General features: G+C 69.6%; 12 protein-coding genes. 8 read left to right on the top strand and 4 right to left on the bottom strand.

The window, feature by feature from the left end; all coding sequences use genetic code 11:
- Nucleotides 1-135 precede the first annotated feature (135 nt).
- The 3 genes from ACWDSL_RS46400 to ACWDSL_RS46410 are packed head-to-tail and all read left to right on the top strand — an operon-like array spanning nucleotide 136 to nucleotide 4,524.
- Nucleotides 136-2,454 (top strand): MMPL family transporter, encoded by a 2,319-nt coding sequence (locus ACWDSL_RS46400; RefSeq protein ID WP_450494891.1) that lies wholly within the window; start codon nucleotides 136-138, stop codon nucleotides 2,452-2,454.
- Between the two features lie 7 nt (nucleotides 2,455-2,461).
- Nucleotides 2,462-3,835, top strand: coding sequence for a sensor histidine kinase (locus ACWDSL_RS46405; RefSeq protein ID WP_450494893.1), 1,374 nt, complete (start codon nucleotides 2,462-2,464; stop codon nucleotides 3,833-3,835).
- On the top strand, nucleotides 3,832-4,524 hold the full coding sequence (locus tag ACWDSL_RS46410) for a response regulator (protein ID WP_450494895.1): 693 nt from the start codon (nucleotides 3,832-3,834) through the stop codon (nucleotides 4,522-4,524). Before ACWDSL_RS46405 ends, ACWDSL_RS46410 begins: the two co-directional genes overlap by 4 nt.
- A gap of 28 nt (nucleotides 4,525-4,552) precedes the next feature.
- Here ACWDSL_RS46410 and ACWDSL_RS46415 read toward each other — a convergent pair whose 3' ends face one another.
- Both ACWDSL_RS46415 and ACWDSL_RS46420 read right to left on the bottom strand, forming a co-directional pair.
- Nucleotides 4,553-5,776, bottom strand: a complete 1,224-nt coding sequence (locus ACWDSL_RS46415) for an FAD-dependent monooxygenase (RefSeq protein ID WP_450494897.1) — start codon at nucleotides 5,774-5,776, stop codon at nucleotides 4,553-4,555.
- The gene (locus ACWDSL_RS46420; RefSeq protein ID WP_450494899.1) at nucleotides 5,773-7,167 is read right to left on the bottom strand and encodes an MFS transporter; all 1,395 of its coding nucleotides are present in this window, start codon (nucleotides 7,165-7,167) and stop codon (nucleotides 5,773-5,775) included. The genes ACWDSL_RS46415 and ACWDSL_RS46420 overlap by 4 nt, the downstream gene beginning before the upstream one ends.
- A gap of 315 nt (nucleotides 7,168-7,482) precedes the next feature.
- Between ACWDSL_RS46420 and ACWDSL_RS46425 the strand changes: the two genes are divergently transcribed.
- Complete coding sequence (locus ACWDSL_RS46425) at nucleotides 7,483-8,292, top strand: 2-oxo acid dehydrogenase subunit E2 (protein ID WP_450494901.1); 810 nt, start codon at nucleotides 7,483-7,485, stop codon at nucleotides 8,290-8,292.
- Between the two features lie 61 nt (nucleotides 8,293-8,353).
- Here ACWDSL_RS46425 and ACWDSL_RS46430 read toward each other — a convergent pair whose 3' ends face one another.
- Entirely contained in the window at nucleotides 8,354-8,923 is a 570-nt protein-coding gene (locus ACWDSL_RS46430; protein WP_450494911.1) for a thioesterase II family protein, read from the bottom strand.
- A gap of 304 nt (nucleotides 8,924-9,227) precedes the next feature.
- Between ACWDSL_RS46430 and ACWDSL_RS46435 the strand changes: the two genes are divergently transcribed.
- Nucleotides 9,228-9,449, top strand: a complete 222-nt coding sequence (locus ACWDSL_RS46435) for a DUF6059 family protein (protein ID WP_450494902.1) — start codon at nucleotides 9,228-9,230, stop codon at nucleotides 9,447-9,449.
- An 84-nt stretch (nucleotides 9,450-9,533) separates the two neighbouring features.
- On the opposite strand, the gene ACWDSL_RS46440 is transcribed toward ACWDSL_RS46435, so the two are convergent.
- A complete protein-coding gene (locus ACWDSL_RS46440) occupies nucleotides 9,534-10,193 on the bottom strand; it encodes a TetR/AcrR family transcriptional regulator (RefSeq protein ID WP_450494903.1) in 660 nt (219 codons plus the stop codon).
- Between the two features lie 171 nt (nucleotides 10,194-10,364).
- Between ACWDSL_RS46440 and ACWDSL_RS46445 the strand changes: the two genes are divergently transcribed.
- The 3 genes from ACWDSL_RS46445 (at nucleotide 10,365) to ACWDSL_RS46455 (ending at nucleotide 14,695) form a co-directional block, all read left to right on the top strand.
- Nucleotides 10,365-11,960 carry an MFS transporter gene (locus ACWDSL_RS46445; protein WP_450494905.1) on the top strand — a complete coding sequence of 532 codons (1,596 nt, stop codon included), beginning with the start codon at nucleotides 10,365-10,367 and terminating at the stop codon, nucleotides 11,958-11,960.
- A 342-nt stretch (nucleotides 11,961-12,302) separates the two neighbouring features.
- Entirely contained in the window at nucleotides 12,303-13,181 is an 879-nt protein-coding gene (locus tag ACWDSL_RS46450; protein ID WP_450494907.1) for a hypothetical protein, read from the top strand.
- Nucleotides 13,182-13,234: 53 nt separating this feature from the next.
- On the top strand, nucleotides 13,235-14,695 hold the full coding sequence (locus tag ACWDSL_RS46455) for an FAD-dependent monooxygenase (protein WP_450494909.1): 1,461 nt from the start codon (nucleotides 13,235-13,237) through the stop codon (nucleotides 14,693-14,695).
- Nucleotides 14,696-14,721 lie beyond the last annotated feature (26 nt).

The following is a 14,721-nucleotide window of genomic DNA, read 5'->3' on the forward strand; positions in this document are numbered from 1 at the left end:
GTGGCTGGTCCGGGCGCACCAGGGGAAGACGGCGGCCGGGGACGATGCCCGGAAGGGGCGCCGGAAGGAAGGGTTGGAGGCGCGTGAATCCCGCGCGTTTCCCCCTTGCCTAGCGGTGTCTGGAGTGATCAACAGGTGGCGACATTTCTTTACCGGATCGGACGGTGGGCCTTCCGGCGCCGTCGGCTCGTGGGTGGTGTGTGGCTGGGTGTCCTGGTGCTGGCCGTCGTCGCCGCCGCCACGGCGCCGGAGGGGAAGGACGAGGACCTCTCCATGCCCGGCACCGAGTCGCAGAAGGCGTTCGACCTGCTGGACGAGCGCTTCCCCCAGAGCAACTCCCAAGGCGCCGAGGCCCGCTTGGTGTTCCGGGCCCCGGACGGGCAGCGGGTGACGGCCAGCGAGAACAAGGCGGCCGTCGAGGGCGCGCTCGGCTCGCTGGACGGGGGCGATCAGGTCGCGTCGACCACCGACCCCTATGAGACCGGCGCGGTCAGCGAGGACGGCACCATCGCCTACTCCACGATCACCTACACCGCGGACGCCGTCGACCTGGCCGAGCCCACGAAGAGCGCCCTCGAGGACGCCGCGAGCCAGGCCCGGGACGCGGGGCTGACCGTGGAGATCGGCGGCTCGGCCCTGGACTCGGAAGAGGAACCGGGCGGTACGACGGAGATCATCGGCGTGGCGGTGGCAGCGGTGGTGCTGGTCCTCGCCCTCGGGTCGCTGGTCGCGGCCGGATTGTCGCTGCTGACCGCCTTCGTGGGCGTGGCCATCGCCTTCGGCCTGGTCTCCGCGCTGGCCGTGCCGCTTGGCCTGACGTCCACCGTCGCCATCCTGGCGCTGATGCTGGGGCTGGCGGTCGGCATCGACTACGCACTCTTCATCACCTCCCGCTTCCGCGACGAACGCGCCCAGGGCCGCGAGCCGGAGGAGGCCGCGGGCCGGGCGGTGGGCACGGCCGGATCCGCCGTCGTCTTCGCCGGCGCGACCGTCTTCATCGCCCTGGTCGGGCTGGGGGTCGTCGGAATCCCCGAACTCACCAAGATGGGCATGGGCGGCGCGGGCGCCGTGGCCCTTGCCGTACTCGTCGCACTGACCCTCGTCCCCGCGCTGTTCGGCTTCTTCGGCCGGAGGGTACTGTCCCGCGCTGTACGCAAGGCCACCCGGCCGGGAAGCGAGCGCCAAGGAGGCGAGAGCCTGGGAAGCGAGAGCCTGGGAGGCGAGCGCCCGGGAAGCGAGCGCCCGCACCCGGTGCCCGCCGCGGCCGACCGGCCCGGGCTCGGCACCCGCTGGGCGCGGTTCGTGCTGCGCCGGCCGGCGGCCGTGCTGCTGATCGCCGGACTCGGTCTCGGCGCCGTCGCCGTACCGGCGCTGAGCCTCGAACTCGGGCTGCCCGGAGACGAGTCCAAGTCGGTGGAGACCACCGAGCGCCGCGCCTACGACCTGCTGTCAGAAGGCTTCGGCCCCGGTTTCAACGGCCCGTTGACCGTGGTCGTGGACACGTCGGCGTCTTCGGGGTCTGGGGACACCCGGGCCACCACGGACCTGGTCGCCGAGACCGTACGGGGAGTGGACGGGGTCGCGTCGGTCGGTGATCCGGTTCTCAGCCGGGGCAAGGACACGGCCGTCCTCACCGCCGTCCCGCGGACCGCGCCGAACAGCGGCGAGACCAAGGACCTGGTGCACGCGATCCGGAGCGCGGTCTCCGGCGTCGAGGCCGACACGGGCGCCGACATCCTGGTGACCGGCACCACCGCGATGAACATCGACATTTCCGAAGCCATGTCCGACGCCCTCATTCCCTATCTGACCGTGGTCATCGGCCTGGCGGTGCTTCTGCTGATGGTGGTCTTCCGCTCGGTCCTGGTCCCGGTCAAGGCCGCGCTCGGCTTCCTGCTGTCGGTGGGTGCCGCCTTCGGCGTCCTCGTCGCCGTCTTCCAGTGGGGCTGGGCGGCAGACCTGGTCGGCATCGAGCAGACCGGACCGGTCATGTCGCTGATGCCGATTCTCATCATCGGAATAGTGTTCGGCCTCGCCATGGATTACGAGGTCTTCCTCCTCACCCGGATGCGGGAGGCGTACGTCCATGGCGCGTCCCCATGCGAGGCAATCGTCAGCGGTTTCCGGCACAGCGGACGTGTGGTGGCCGCGGCGGCGATCATCATGATCAGCGTGTTCGCCGGATTCATCGGGATGAGCAGCCCGACCATCCAGACGATGGGCGTCGGCCTGGCCGCCGCTGTCGCCTTCGACGCCTTCGTGGTCCGGATGGCGATCGCACCCGCGGTCCTGGCCCTGCTCGGCCACCGGGCCTGGTGGCTGCCCCCTATCCTGAACCGTGTGCTGCCGAATGTGGATATCGAGGGTGAGAAGCTGAGCGGGCATGTCCCGGCCTCCGCGGCCGAGTTGGACGCGGCGGTGCCGCGGCTCCCCGTCGGCCGGCACCGGCACTGATCCGGCTATGACGAACACGGGTGGCGGTGGCCCGCGACCACGCAGCACGTGGTGGCGGGAGGCAGCGGTCACGGCGACGGCGTTCGCGCTCTGTCTGCTCGGCGGCGTGCTGGGGGACGACGGCAGGACGCTGTCACCGCCGCCTGCCGCCGCCTACTTCATCGCCGTGGTGTCCTGTGCCGTGCTGCCGGTGCGGCACCGGGCGCCCCTGGCCGCCATGGCGGTCACGACTGTGAGCGGCATGCTGGTGCCGCCTTTGGGTCTCCTGCTGAGCCCGCTCATCGTGGCCCCCGCCGTGATCACCGCCTACTCGCTCACCGCGCGCACCGAACGGCACGCGGCGAGCGCGGTGTCACTCACCTCCGCGGCGCTGCTGGTCGCCTCCGCCCCCTTGTTCGGGGCCCTCTCGTGGAAGGATGCGAGCAGGGTGGGAGCGGTGGCGGCGTTCCCGCTGGTGGCCGGCGTACTCGGGCACTCGGCGCAGAACCGACGGGCCTACCTGGCGGCTGCGGAAGAGCGGGCCCGGCGGGCCGAGCAGAGCCGGGACAGCGAGGCGCGCCGGAGAGTGTCCGAGGAACGGGTTCGTATCGCCCGGGAGTTGCACGACCTCGTGGCCCATCAGATCACCCTGGCCAACGCGCAGGCCACGGTCGCCGCCCACCTCTTCGACGCCCGCCCGGAGCAGACCCGCAAGAGCCTGAAGGAGCTCGTCGAGACCACCGGCCACGCGCTCGACGAACTGCGGGCCACGGTCGGTCTGCTGCGTCAGTCCGGCGACGCGGCCGCGACCGGCGAACCGGCGCCCGGACTGGCCCGGCTACCCACGCTCCTCGAGTCCTTCCGCCGCGCGGGTCTGGAGGTGTCGGTGCACCAGGAGGGCACGGCCAGGCCGCTGCCGCCGGGAGTGGACCTCACCGCCTACCGCATTGTCCAGGAGGCCCTGACCAACGTGACCAAGCACGCCGGGACCGGTAGCGCCCGGGTACGCCTCGCCTGGAACCGCGATCGCGTGACCATCACCGTCGCCGACGACGGAGGGGGCGCCCGTACGGCGCCGACCGCGTCCGCGCGAGCGGGTGCGTCCACGGGCCCGAGTGCGTCCGCGGCGGCGGACCGTCCGCCCGGTTATGGTCTGATCGGGATGCGTGAACGTGCCACCGCGGTCGGGGGACACCTCACCGCGGGCAGGCGCCCGGAGGGCGGCTTCCTCGTCTCCACCCAGCTGCCCCTCCCGCCCGCCAAGGACACGACGCGGAAGACTGACGGAGCAACAACCAACGAGGGGCAAATGGCCGACGGAGCGACAGGCGACGGAGCGGCAGCCGACGGAGCGGCAGCCGACGGACGGACGGGCGACGGAGCGGCCGGAGGTGCGCCGTGACGCTCCGGGTGCTGCTCGCCGACGATCAGGCCCTGCTGCGCGGTGCCTTCCGGCTGCTTCTCGACAGTGCCGACGACATCACCGTGGTCGGCGAGGCCGCCGATGGCAGGGAGGCGGTGAGACTCACCCGGGAGCTGCGCCCGGACGTGGTGATCATGGACATCCGGATGCCCGAGGTGGACGGTCTCACCGCCACGTCGGAGATCTGCGCGGACCCGGAGCTGCGTGCCAGCCGCATCCTGATCCTCACCACGTACGAGACCGACGAGTACGTCGCTCAGGCCCTGCGCGCGGGGGCCGGCGGCTTCATCGGCAAGGGCATCGGGGCCGAGGACCTGCTGGGCGCCGTGCGTACGATCGCCGCCGGCGACACTCTGCTGTCCCCCGCCGCGACCCGCTCCTTGGTCGCCCGTTTCCTCGCCACACCGGACGACGCCCCGTCGCACCACCCCGAACAGCTCGCCGTGCTCACCCCGCGCGAACGCGAGATGGTGGCCCTGGTCGCGACCGGCCTGTCCAACCAGGAGATCGCCGAGCGGATGTTCCTCAGCCCCTTCACCGTCCGCGCCCATGTGCAGCGCGCCATGACGAAGCTGGAGGCCCGCGACCGGGCGCAACTCGTCGTCATTGCCTACCGGACGGGCCTGGCCCACGCCACCCCCGACGGCGGCACCGACCGCCTGTCGTAGTCCCACAGGCGGTCGGTGCCGTATCAGGTCACGGCATCGGGGCGAATTCGGGCAGCGTAAGGGCTGAGTGGGCCGGTCGTGGTGTCGCGGAGGGCATGGTGACGAGGCCACGCAGCATGGTGTTGCGTTGCTCCAGGGCCCGCACCGTGGTGGGGAAGAGGGTGGCCGCACCGTTGTCGACCAGAGCCTGATTCATGGCTACGAACTCGCGAATGTCGCGTTCGTAGGTGGCGAAGGCCGCGGTGTGGTCCCGGTGCGTGGCCAGGGCGTTGGCGAGCATGTAGGCACCGACGAGCGCAAGGCTTGAGCCTTGTCCGGTAAGGAACGAGGGTGCGTACGCGGCGTCGCCGACGAGCGCGACGCGGCCGCTGGACCAGTGGGGCATGCGGATCTGACCGGCCGTGTCGAAGAACAGGTCATCCGCGTCGAGCATGGCGTTGACGATGCCAGGGACCTCCCATCCCGCGCCCGCGAAGACCGTGGCGACCAGGTCCCGCTGGGCGTCGGGGTTCCGGAGGGCGTCGGACGGCGGTTCTGGCTGGTGAAAGTTCAGGAAGGCGTGCAGTTCGTCGTTGTCCCCGACGGCGTAGAGGGCCGCGGCTTTCCCCGGGGTGTTCCACATCATGAGCTCGCGGGAGAGCCCGAAGGTGTTCGGCATGGTGAAAATGGCGAAGCAATAGCCGAGGTAGCGGTGGAACCGCTCTTCGGGGCCGAACAGGGACTCCCGGGTGTGCGAGTGCATCCCGTCGGCGCCGACTACCAGGTCGAACGTGCGCCGTTGCCCACTGTGGAAAGTCACGTCGACCCCTTGTCCGGACTGGTCGAGGGCGTCGATGGAGTCGTTGAACAGGAACTCCACGTCGTCGCGGACCATCGCGTAGAGGCTCGCGGCCAGATCCCCACGACGCACCTCGAGATCCTGTCCCTCGACACCGCCGGCAACGGCGCGCGGGCTGAGCGAGGCCACTTCACTGCCATCGGCGTCGAGGAAGGTGCAGCGACGCGAGTCGATGTGCGCGTCCCGCAGTTGCGGCAGTATCCCCATCCGCCGGACCACCTCTATCGCGATACCGCGGACATCGATCGGATAACCACCGTCGCGCAGTGCGCCTGCTTTCTCCACCACGGTGACCGCGCATCCGGACCGGTGCAGCCAGTACGCGAGGGCGGGCCCGGAGATACTGGCCCCGGAGATCAGAACTGTGCGCTTCGCGAGAGTACTTACATCCATCGACAGACCCGTGGGTGTCATGCCTGGGTTCCCTTCTTCGTGATACGGACAACGAGCAGTGACAATGCGGCGACGAGGCCGGCGACGGCGAAACCTGTGACGAAGGCCGATTCGGTGGGCTGGCCCGACATCGAGTCGGCCCCGGCGTCGAGGATCGCGCCGGCGACCTGGGAGCCCACGGCGACGCCGATCACACGTGTCACCACGAGCAGGCTGGTGGCGATGCCGGTGTCCCTGGTCTCGACGGCGGTGGCGGTTCGGGTGAGCAACGCCGTGGTACCGATGCCCGCGCCGACAGCGGCCAGCACCTTCGCGAGAACGAGCTGCCACTCCGCGGTGTGCAGCGACACCACGGCGATCATCGTGGCCGCCGTGACGACGGCGCCCACGATGAGCACGGCACGCAGACCGAAACGCCGCGCCGCGATCCCGCCGACCGAATCGCTCACCGCCCCGGCGATGGCGCCGGGCAGCAGGAACAGTCCGATGTCGGTGGTGTCGGCTCCGAAGCCGTACCCGTCGGCCGATACCGCGAACAGCTGCGGGAGCAGAAAGGCCACCATCCCGAAACTGGTGGTGATGACGAGGGTGAGCACGCACGAATGCCATATCGCAGGCTTTGCCAGCATGCGCAGATCGACCATCGGCGAGGCCGTCCGGCGCTCGACGGCGACCCATCCGGTCGCGAGGGCGGCCACGACCACCGCGATGGCACCGACCGCGAGTGGCGGCAGCCCGGCGCCCGTCACCTTCACGAGCCCGAGCATGAAGGCGAGCAACGTGCCGCTCAGCAGAGCCATGCCAGGCCAGTCGATCCTGTTGTCCGACTGGATCGGCTGATCATGCGGCATCAGCCGGGCCACGACCAACGTCATCGCGATGATCGCGATCGTCGGCAGCGCGAACATCCAATGCCAGGACAGTCCTTCCGCGATCGGCCCGGCAAACAGCGTTCCGACCATGCCGCCGCCCGTGAACAGCGCCATGACCACCCCGAGAGCCAGCTGCGACTCTCCTGCCGGGAGGTGTTTGCGCACCAGGATGAACGAGAGGGGTAGCGCACCCACCATGACGCCCTGCAATACCTGACCGAGCAACAACACCGGCAGGTTCGGCGCCAGGCCGGCCAACAGACCGCCAACCGAGACCACGGCCATGAGCCAGATCAGCACCCGCTTTCCGCCGTAGCGGTCGCCGAGTTTGCCCGCGACGGGTGCGACGACCGCGCCGGTGACGAGTAACGTGTTGCCGATCAACGCCCCTTCGGCGGGACTGACCCCCATCTCACGTTGCAGCAGCGGGAGCGCAGGCTCCACCACTGACTGCAGGGTGCCGAGGGCGAGTGCCAAGATGCCGAGGGCGCCGATTGACAGCCTCTCGATGCGGACCGGGGAAACCACAGCTTCGGACATGGACGTCCTTTTCATCGTTGGTTGCGAGCAAGGGCGTGGACCTGCTTGATGCGTGCGCCGCCACCGCTGGGCAAGGGGGAAACGCGCGGGATTCACGCGCCTCCAACCCTTCCTTCCGGCGCCCCTTCCGGGCATCGTCCCCGGCCGCCGTCTTCCGTTGGTCCACCCGGACCAGCCACTCACCTGTCCTGGTGCCTACGCACTACAGGCCGACTCGGGCCGGAGCGGATGAGCCAAGCCAAAAGGGAGGCTTAAGGCCTGTCGTAGAGGCTTCCCCGGACGGCTGAACGTGCGGCGCAAGGAAGGAAAAGGGCTGTGGCCGACACTGCGATCAAGAGGTCCGACAGGAATGCGGCGGTGGTGCCCATCGCGCCGGAGCGCCGCCACACGCTGCACTTCCTGCGGGAGATCCGTTCCTTCTCGCCCGTCTTCCTCGACACCGAGGTCGACATGACCCGCGTCATGCAACACCGTGCCAGGGCACGCGAGTCGGGCCAGCCGTACTCGGTGCTCAGCTATGTGCTGCACGTGTCATCTCGGGTTCTCGTGGCCCACCCGGAGGCGAACGCCGCCATCAGGGGGCGGCTGCGGCCACGGGTCGCGCGGTACGCCGCTGCCAACGCCAAGGTCACTCTCGACAAGACCATGGGCGGTCGGCGGGTGGTGCTGTCCGCGGTCCTTCCCGGGCTCGACTCCCAGGGGCTCCTGGACATCCAGAAGCAGTTGGACCACGTCAAGGACATGGATCCGCAGAAGGCGCCGGAGTTCGGGGGAGTGCGCCTGCTGCACCGGCTGCCCGGTCCGGTGGGGCGGGCGCTGTTCCGGCGTACGGTCCGGCCGTTGGAGACGCGGGCCCGTTTCATGGGTACTTTCGCCGTCACCTCACTGGGCCACCGGCCGGTGGACGGTTTCCACTCGGTGGGCGGTACCACCATCACGCTCGGAGTCGGGCGGGCGGCGGACCGTCCGGTCGTCCGTGGTGGCCAGGTGGACATCGCCAAGGTGATGCGGCTCAGCCTCGCCTTCGACCACCGGGTGATCGACGGTGCTGAGGCCGCCGACGTACTGACCGACATCAAGGACGGTCTGGAAACCTTCGACGGCGGACTCGGCACCGACGGCTGAGACGAGGCTCAGGTTCGATCAGCGGCCCGTTCGTCGCTGTCGTTGTGCGGCCCGATCCGGGTCAGTCGAGCATGAGCAGGTAGTCCGATATCGCGTTGACGAGTTCGGCAGGGCGGTCTCTGAAGTAGTCCTTGCCGCCGTGCAGCATCTGGCAGTCGAACCGTTCCTTGCTGTGGTACGCCCAGGCGGTTGCCTCGTCGTAGGACAGGAACGGGTCGGCGTCACCCAGGAAGACGCCGATGGGACAGGTGATCGCCGCATCCTTGGCCAGGGAATGGCAGGGTGCGGGCTGGGAGGACACCAGCAGGGCCGCCAGCCTGCCCCCGCTCCGGTCGTTGAGCAGGAAGGCCAGTTCGAGGCTGTGCGCCACTTCGAAGGCGACGGTGGCGCCCAGCCCCTGACCGAAGAGCACCGTGGGGCTGTCGAGCCGGTCGACGAGTGTTTCGGCGATGAGGTGCGCCGGCGAGGGGGATTGCAACGCATCCCCGCCCGCGGGATCCGGAGGCGACTGCGGGTACTGCACCGACAGAACTTCGGTGGACGGTGCCAGTGCTTCCGATATCGACCGGTAGTACGACACTCCTTCCCCGGCAGGTGGGAAGCACACGAGCTGAAACTTCGGCCGGGGCATCAGGGTGATGCAGTGCACTGAGACGGACCGGTCGTCGAGCACGGTTTCCTCCGTGGATGTCCGGGCGGCCGCCGGGTCCCCCGAGCATGCGACGGGCCTCTCTGGGTCAATTGCCCGCTCATTGTCCGACAGTGGGCGAAGGAGGAACACCTCGCCTGCGTGGATGGGGCCGGAACTCGTCGGTTCGCTGGCGCAGTTGCGGCTTGGTCATTCAGTGGGCCTTAAGCGACGACCGGCACGGTACTGCCCACCCCAACAGTGCCCTGCCTCGATGGCGGTGCTGCGAGCGAGGAGCGTTGAGCGAATGGCGCGTATGGAGCGGTCGCGCGGTGCCTGCTGTCTGCGCATGGTCTGGGACATGCTGGTGACCTTCGGCGGTCTCTGGGTCCAGTTCCCGCAGGTCGTCCCGGCGCAGACCGCCACGCCGCCAGGCGAGGGACCGGCCCCTCGCCACCCTGAACGGCTGTGTCCCGAGCGTCCGCTGACTCCGGTCGAGCGGCGCCTGCTGGAGGAACTGCGCAGCTGATCCCTTGTGCACGAAGGCCCCGGTGTGTACGAAGGCCCCCGGCGGTTCGGCGACGGTTCGGTGAAGGGGGCGGAGGAGGCGCGCTCAGTGCGGAACCTGTGGGGCCCACGGGCCCTCGAGTGTCGGCAGGAGCAGGTCGAAGTGCTCCTCGATCGTCTGCGCGACCGCGTCGAGATCGGCATCCTCGTCAAGGCCCCAGCAGCGACTGGCCACTCGTGTCACCGCGGTGAAGATGGCCACCACCAGCTTGGGACGGGGATCGGTGTCGTAGTCGACGCCCTCTCTTCGGGCGATTTCCCGGCCGAGGCGTTCTTCGAACGCCATGGTGCGCTGTGCGTGCGCGGCGCTCAGGCCCGGAGCGGTCTCGATGATGCGCAGGATCCTGGCGAGTGCGGTGACCCCGCTGATCCGCTCCGTCTGCTCTCTGACGTCTGCCCAGGTCTCCCGCACCGATCCGCGCAGCGCCTCCAGAGGGCCTTCGCTCGGGGGGCGTTGGGCGAGCAGTTCGAGGACGCGCTCGTCGATCTCGGTCACGGGGGCGAGGGCGACGTCCTCTTTGCCGGCGAAATAACGGAAGAACGTGCGTGGTGACACGTTGACCGCGGTGACGATCTCGTCCACCGTCGTCTTCTCGTAACCCTGTTCCGTGAACAGGCTGATCGCGGAGCGGATCAGCGCGTCGCGGGTGAGTTGCTTCTTCCGCTCCCGCAGTCCGGGTTCGCCCGCCTCGGCTCCCAGCTTCACCTGTGGCCAACTCCTTAGGTATCCGTACCGCGACCGATGTGGGGACCATTGTGCCAGAAAATCATGGCACAAGATGTCTACTAGCAGACATTGACGTTTGTCAGTGGCTGCCATATCTTCTGTCTGAGTTGCCCTCGCTGTCTGTCACGACATCATTCGATCGGAGCCGTCATGGCCCAGACCTCCTTACAGAACTCCACGGAAACAGCCTCTTCAGGGCCAGGCCGCGGCCTGCGCGGGCACCCTTGGCTCACGTTGTTCACCGTCGGCATCGGGGCCATGATGGTGACCTTGGACGGTACGATCGTCGCCGTCGCCAATCCCGCCATCCAGCAGGACCTCAAGGCGTCGCTGGAACAGATCCAATGGATCACCAACGGCTATCTGCTCGCCCTCGGCGTTTCGCTGATCACCGCCGGCAAGCTGGGCGACCGCTTCGGCCACCGTCAGACCTTCCTGGTCGGAGTTGTCGGCTTCGCCGCGATGTCGGCCGCCATCGGCCTGTCGGGCAGCCCCGGCCTCGTCATCGGCTTCCGCGTCCTACAGGGCATGTTCGGCTCCCTGCTGCAACCGGCCGCACTCGGCCTGCTGCGCGCGACGTTCCCCGCGAAGAAACTCAACATGGCGATCGGCATCTGGGGTGCCGTGATCGGCGCCTCGATCGCCGCGGGCCCCATCGTCGGCGGTGTGCTCGTCGAGCACGTCAACTGGGAGTCGGTGTTCTTCCTCAACATCCCCGTCGGCGTCGTGGCCTTCGCGCTCGGCCTCGTCGTGCTGCGTAAGCCCCCCGCCGAGAAGCGGGCCGACGGCGCGTTCGACTTTCCCGGCGTCCTGCTGCTGTCCGGCGCGATGTTCTGCTTGATCTTCAGCCTGATCAAGGCCGAGGCGTGGGGGTGGACCGGCGCCAAGACCATCGGTTTCCTCGCCGCGGCGATCGTCCTCGGCGTCGTCTTCGCGGTCTGGGAGACCAAGGCCCGCGACCCGCTCATCCCGCTCCGGCTGTTCCGTTCCGTCTCGCTGTCGGCGGCCACCGTCGTCACGGTCCTGATGGCCTTCGCCTTCATGGGCGGCCTGTTCTTCATCACCTTCTACCTGCAGAACGTGCACGGCATGAGCCCGGTGGACAGCGGCGTCCACCTGCTGCCCGTCACCGCCATGATGATCATCGGGTCCCCGATCGGCGGCGCCCTCATGTCGAAGTACGGTCCCAAGCTCCCGCTGGCCGGCGGTATGGCCCTCTCGGGAGCCGCCATCCTCGGGCTCGGCTCCCTCGACACCGACGCGAGCACCCTCTCGATGTCCCTGTGGTTCGTCCTCCTCGGCCTCGGACTCGCCCCTGTCATCGTTGCCAGCACCGATGTGATCGTGAGCAACGCCCCCGAGGAGCACGCCGGTATCGCGGGCGGCCTCCAGCAGGCGGCGATGCAGGTCGGCGGCAGCCTCGGCACGGCCGTACTAGGAGCGGTGATGTCCTCCCGGGTCGGTGACCAGTTGCCTGGCAAGTGGGCGGCCGCCGACCTCCCGAAGGTCGACGCGCAGCAGCAAGAAGCCATGAAGGACGCCATCTCCGTCGGACTGGCGCCCGTACCCGAAGGCACCCCCGCGGAAGTCGGCAAGACCATCACAAAGGTCGCGCACGACAGCTTCATCAGCGGGATGGGGCTCGCTTTCACCATCTCCGCCGTCATCGCGGGCTGCGGGGCGATACTCGCTCTGCTGACCCGGCGAGGCTCCAGTGCCACGGGTGAGGCGGCCGTCCACGTCTGACGCCGACGGCCGGTTCGACCCGGACCGGCCGAGCCGCCGCCACTCGGCACCCAGCACCCAGCACACGTCTCGGGCCGCCGCGGACGACACGCCCCGCGGCCCGGGACCCGGAACCGCTCATCCAGCGGAGATGAGCTTCCGGGTTCGCACCGATCCGTGGGGACGGGGCGGTGCGAAAAACGGGCCCGGCGACCGGTACATCCCCCGGCTGGTCGCCGGGCTCCGTTCATTCCTGCCATTCCCGCTGTTCCTGCTATTGCCGCTATTGCTATCCCCGCCATTCCCGCGCCGACAGACCGCGCCCGGCTTCGAGAGTCGCGCACTTGCCCAGTGGGGGCCGCGATGAACACCACAGCACTGAGCATTCTCCTTTCGGTCCTCTCCGCCACCTGCTACGCCCTCGGTGCCGTGCTCCAAGAACGCCTAGCCGCGCGCACCGCGGCCACCGCCCACCCGCAGACCGGCCTGCTCGGCCGCGGCGGGGGCCTGTCGGCGCTCGGCCTCAACGCCCTCGGCGCCCTCGTCCATGTGGCGGCCCTGCGCTACGGGCCACTGACCACGGTGCAACCGCTCGGCGCACTCACCGTCGTCCTCGCCGTGCCACTGGGCGCCGCCTTCGCCAGGCGCCGGGCCGGTGCCCGCGAATGGCGCGGTATCGCACTCGCGCTCGTCGGGCTGGCCGGCATGCTCCTGGCGACCACCCCCTCGCAAAGCCCCGTGGACCGTCTGCTGAATGTGCCGCAGACCTGCCTGCTGGGCGGCGTCTGCCTCGCGATGGTCGTCCTGCTCGCCAAGTCCGCCGCGGGCAGCACGGGATACGCCATCGCTGCCGGCATCGCCTTCGCGGTGGGCTCCGCGTTCGCCCAGAGCGTGTCCGTGGCCGTCATGGACGGCGGTCTGCGCGCCCTGCTGAACACCGGTACGGCACTGCCCGCCGCCCTCGTCGCTCCGCTGGCCCTGGCCGGTGTCCTGCTCTCCCAGATCGCCTATCGTGGCGGCCTGGGCGCCCCCCTGGTCCTCATGACCCTCGCCAACCCCGTCGCCTCCTGCCTCATCGGCCTGACCCTCCTGGGCGAGCGGCTCGACGGGGGCGTGCCGGGCGTCGTGTGCGCCGTGGTCGGAGCCACCGCGGCCGCCCGCGGCGTGGTGCTGCTGTGCCACCGCGGAACCGGCGAGGACGACCGCTCCGGTCACAACTCCATTGCCTTTCCCGGCCTTTAGAGCCCGTTTCTAGCCTGAGGCTGACCCGATCTCACCGACTCTCGGGAGCCTCTGTGCCCATTGAACAAGACATCGTGGACGTCGCCATCGTGGGAGCCGGCCCCGTCGGCCTCTGGCTGGCGCGGGAACTGTCCATCGGTGGCGTGCATGTGCGCGTGTTGGAACGCGACACCGAACGCAGCCCCTACATCAGGGCGTTCGGCCTCCAGGCACGCAGCCTGGAGATCCTCGACATGCGCGGCCTGCTCGACCGGGTCGCCGGCGAGCGCTCCCGTAAACTCCCCGTCGCCAACGTGGCGGGCCTGCTGCCCTGGCTCCACCTCGCCGGACTCGACACCAGCCACCCCTACGGCCTGTCGGTACGGCAGAACGTCGTGGAGGAGGTCATCGAAAAGGCGCTCGCCGAACTCGGGGTCGCGGTCGAACGCGGCAACGCCGTCGTCGGCCTCACCCCCCACCCCGACCGGGTCCGCCTCAAGCTGGAGAACGGCGAGAGCGTGTCCGCGCGATACGTCGTCGGCTGCGACGGTGCCCACAGCGCCGTGCGCAAACACGCGGGCATCGACTTCCCCGGCAGCGGTACGACCGCCACGTACATCCTGGCCGATGTCACCCTCGGCGAACCCCCGGAATGGCTCGGCCAGCTGGGTATCCGGCACTTCCCCGCGCCGGACGGCAGCAGGCTCGGCTGGTTCATGGGCGGTACGGTCCCCGACACGGGCCGGCACCGCATCATGGTCTGCGACCGCCAGTCCAGCCAGGTCACCAAGGAGGAACCCGTTTCCTTCGAGGAGCTGCGCGAGGTCCTCATCCGCCTCACCGGCGGCGACTGCGGTGTCCACTCACCGACCTGGCTCTCCCGCGTCGGCAACCCGGCACGTGTCGCCGCCCGGTACCGCGCCGGACGTGTGCTGCTCGCCGGCGACGCCGCCCATGTCCACTCGCCGTTCGGCGGCCAGGGACTCAACACCGGCCTCCAGGACGCCACCAACCTCGGCTGGAAGCTCGCCGCGGTGGTGCGTGGCGACGCGGACGAGGAACTTCTGGAGACCTACCACGACGAACGCCACCCCATCGGGGAGGCCGTGATCGCCAACACCCTCGCTCAGACGACCATGGTCTTCGACTTCACTCCGGGCGGGCAGCACCTGCGCGACCTCTTCTCCCGGCTGCTCGAATTCCCCCAGGTCAACCAGTACCTGGCCGGACAGATCACGGCCCTCGACTATGCGTACCCGCCGAAGCCCGGCGCCGAGGCCCACCCACTCGTCGGCACCCGCGTGCCCGACCTCGTCCTGCGCCAGGGCGACGGGACCGGCAGCCTCTACGAACACCTGCGGGACGCCGCCCACGTCCTGCTGACCCGTACGGACGACACCACCGCGCCGGCCCTGGCCCCGGTCCCGGGAGCCCTGCATGTCGTACGGGGCTGGCCCGCCGAGGAGCGGGACGGCTGGGAGGACGCCGAGGCCGTGCTGATCCGGCCGGACGGACATGTGGCCGCGGTGCGCTGACCGCATCGCGCCCCGCGCACGCGTAG

The organism is Streptomyces sp. NPDC000941, assembly GCF_053599555.1.

Excerpts from the sequence above, each read along its gene's own strand:
- ACWDSL_RS46405 (WP_450494893.1), top strand. The coding sequence starts at position 2,462 with ATGACGAACACGGGTGGCGGTGGCCCGCGACCACGCAGCACGTGGTGG.
- ACWDSL_RS46415 (WP_450494897.1), bottom strand. The coding sequence starts at position 5,776 with ATGACACCCACGGGTCTGTCGATGGATGTAAGTACTCTCGCGAAGCGC.
- ACWDSL_RS46420 (WP_450494899.1), bottom strand. The coding sequence starts at position 7,167 with ATGTCCGAAGCTGTGGTTTCCCCGGTCCGCATCGAGAGGCTGTCAATC.
- ACWDSL_RS46430 (WP_450494911.1), bottom strand. The coding sequence starts at position 8,923 with ATGCCCCGGCCGAAGTTTCAGCTCGTGTGCTTCCCACCTGCCGGGGAA.
- ACWDSL_RS46435 (WP_450494902.1), top strand. The coding sequence starts at position 9,228 with ATGGCGCGTATGGAGCGGTCGCGCGGTGCCTGCTGTCTGCGCATGGTC.
- ACWDSL_RS46445 (WP_450494905.1), top strand. The coding sequence starts at position 10,365 with ATGGCCCAGACCTCCTTACAGAACTCCACGGAAACAGCCTCTTCAGGG.
- ACWDSL_RS46450 (WP_450494907.1), top strand. The coding sequence starts at position 12,303 with ATGAACACCACAGCACTGAGCATTCTCCTTTCGGTCCTCTCCGCCACC.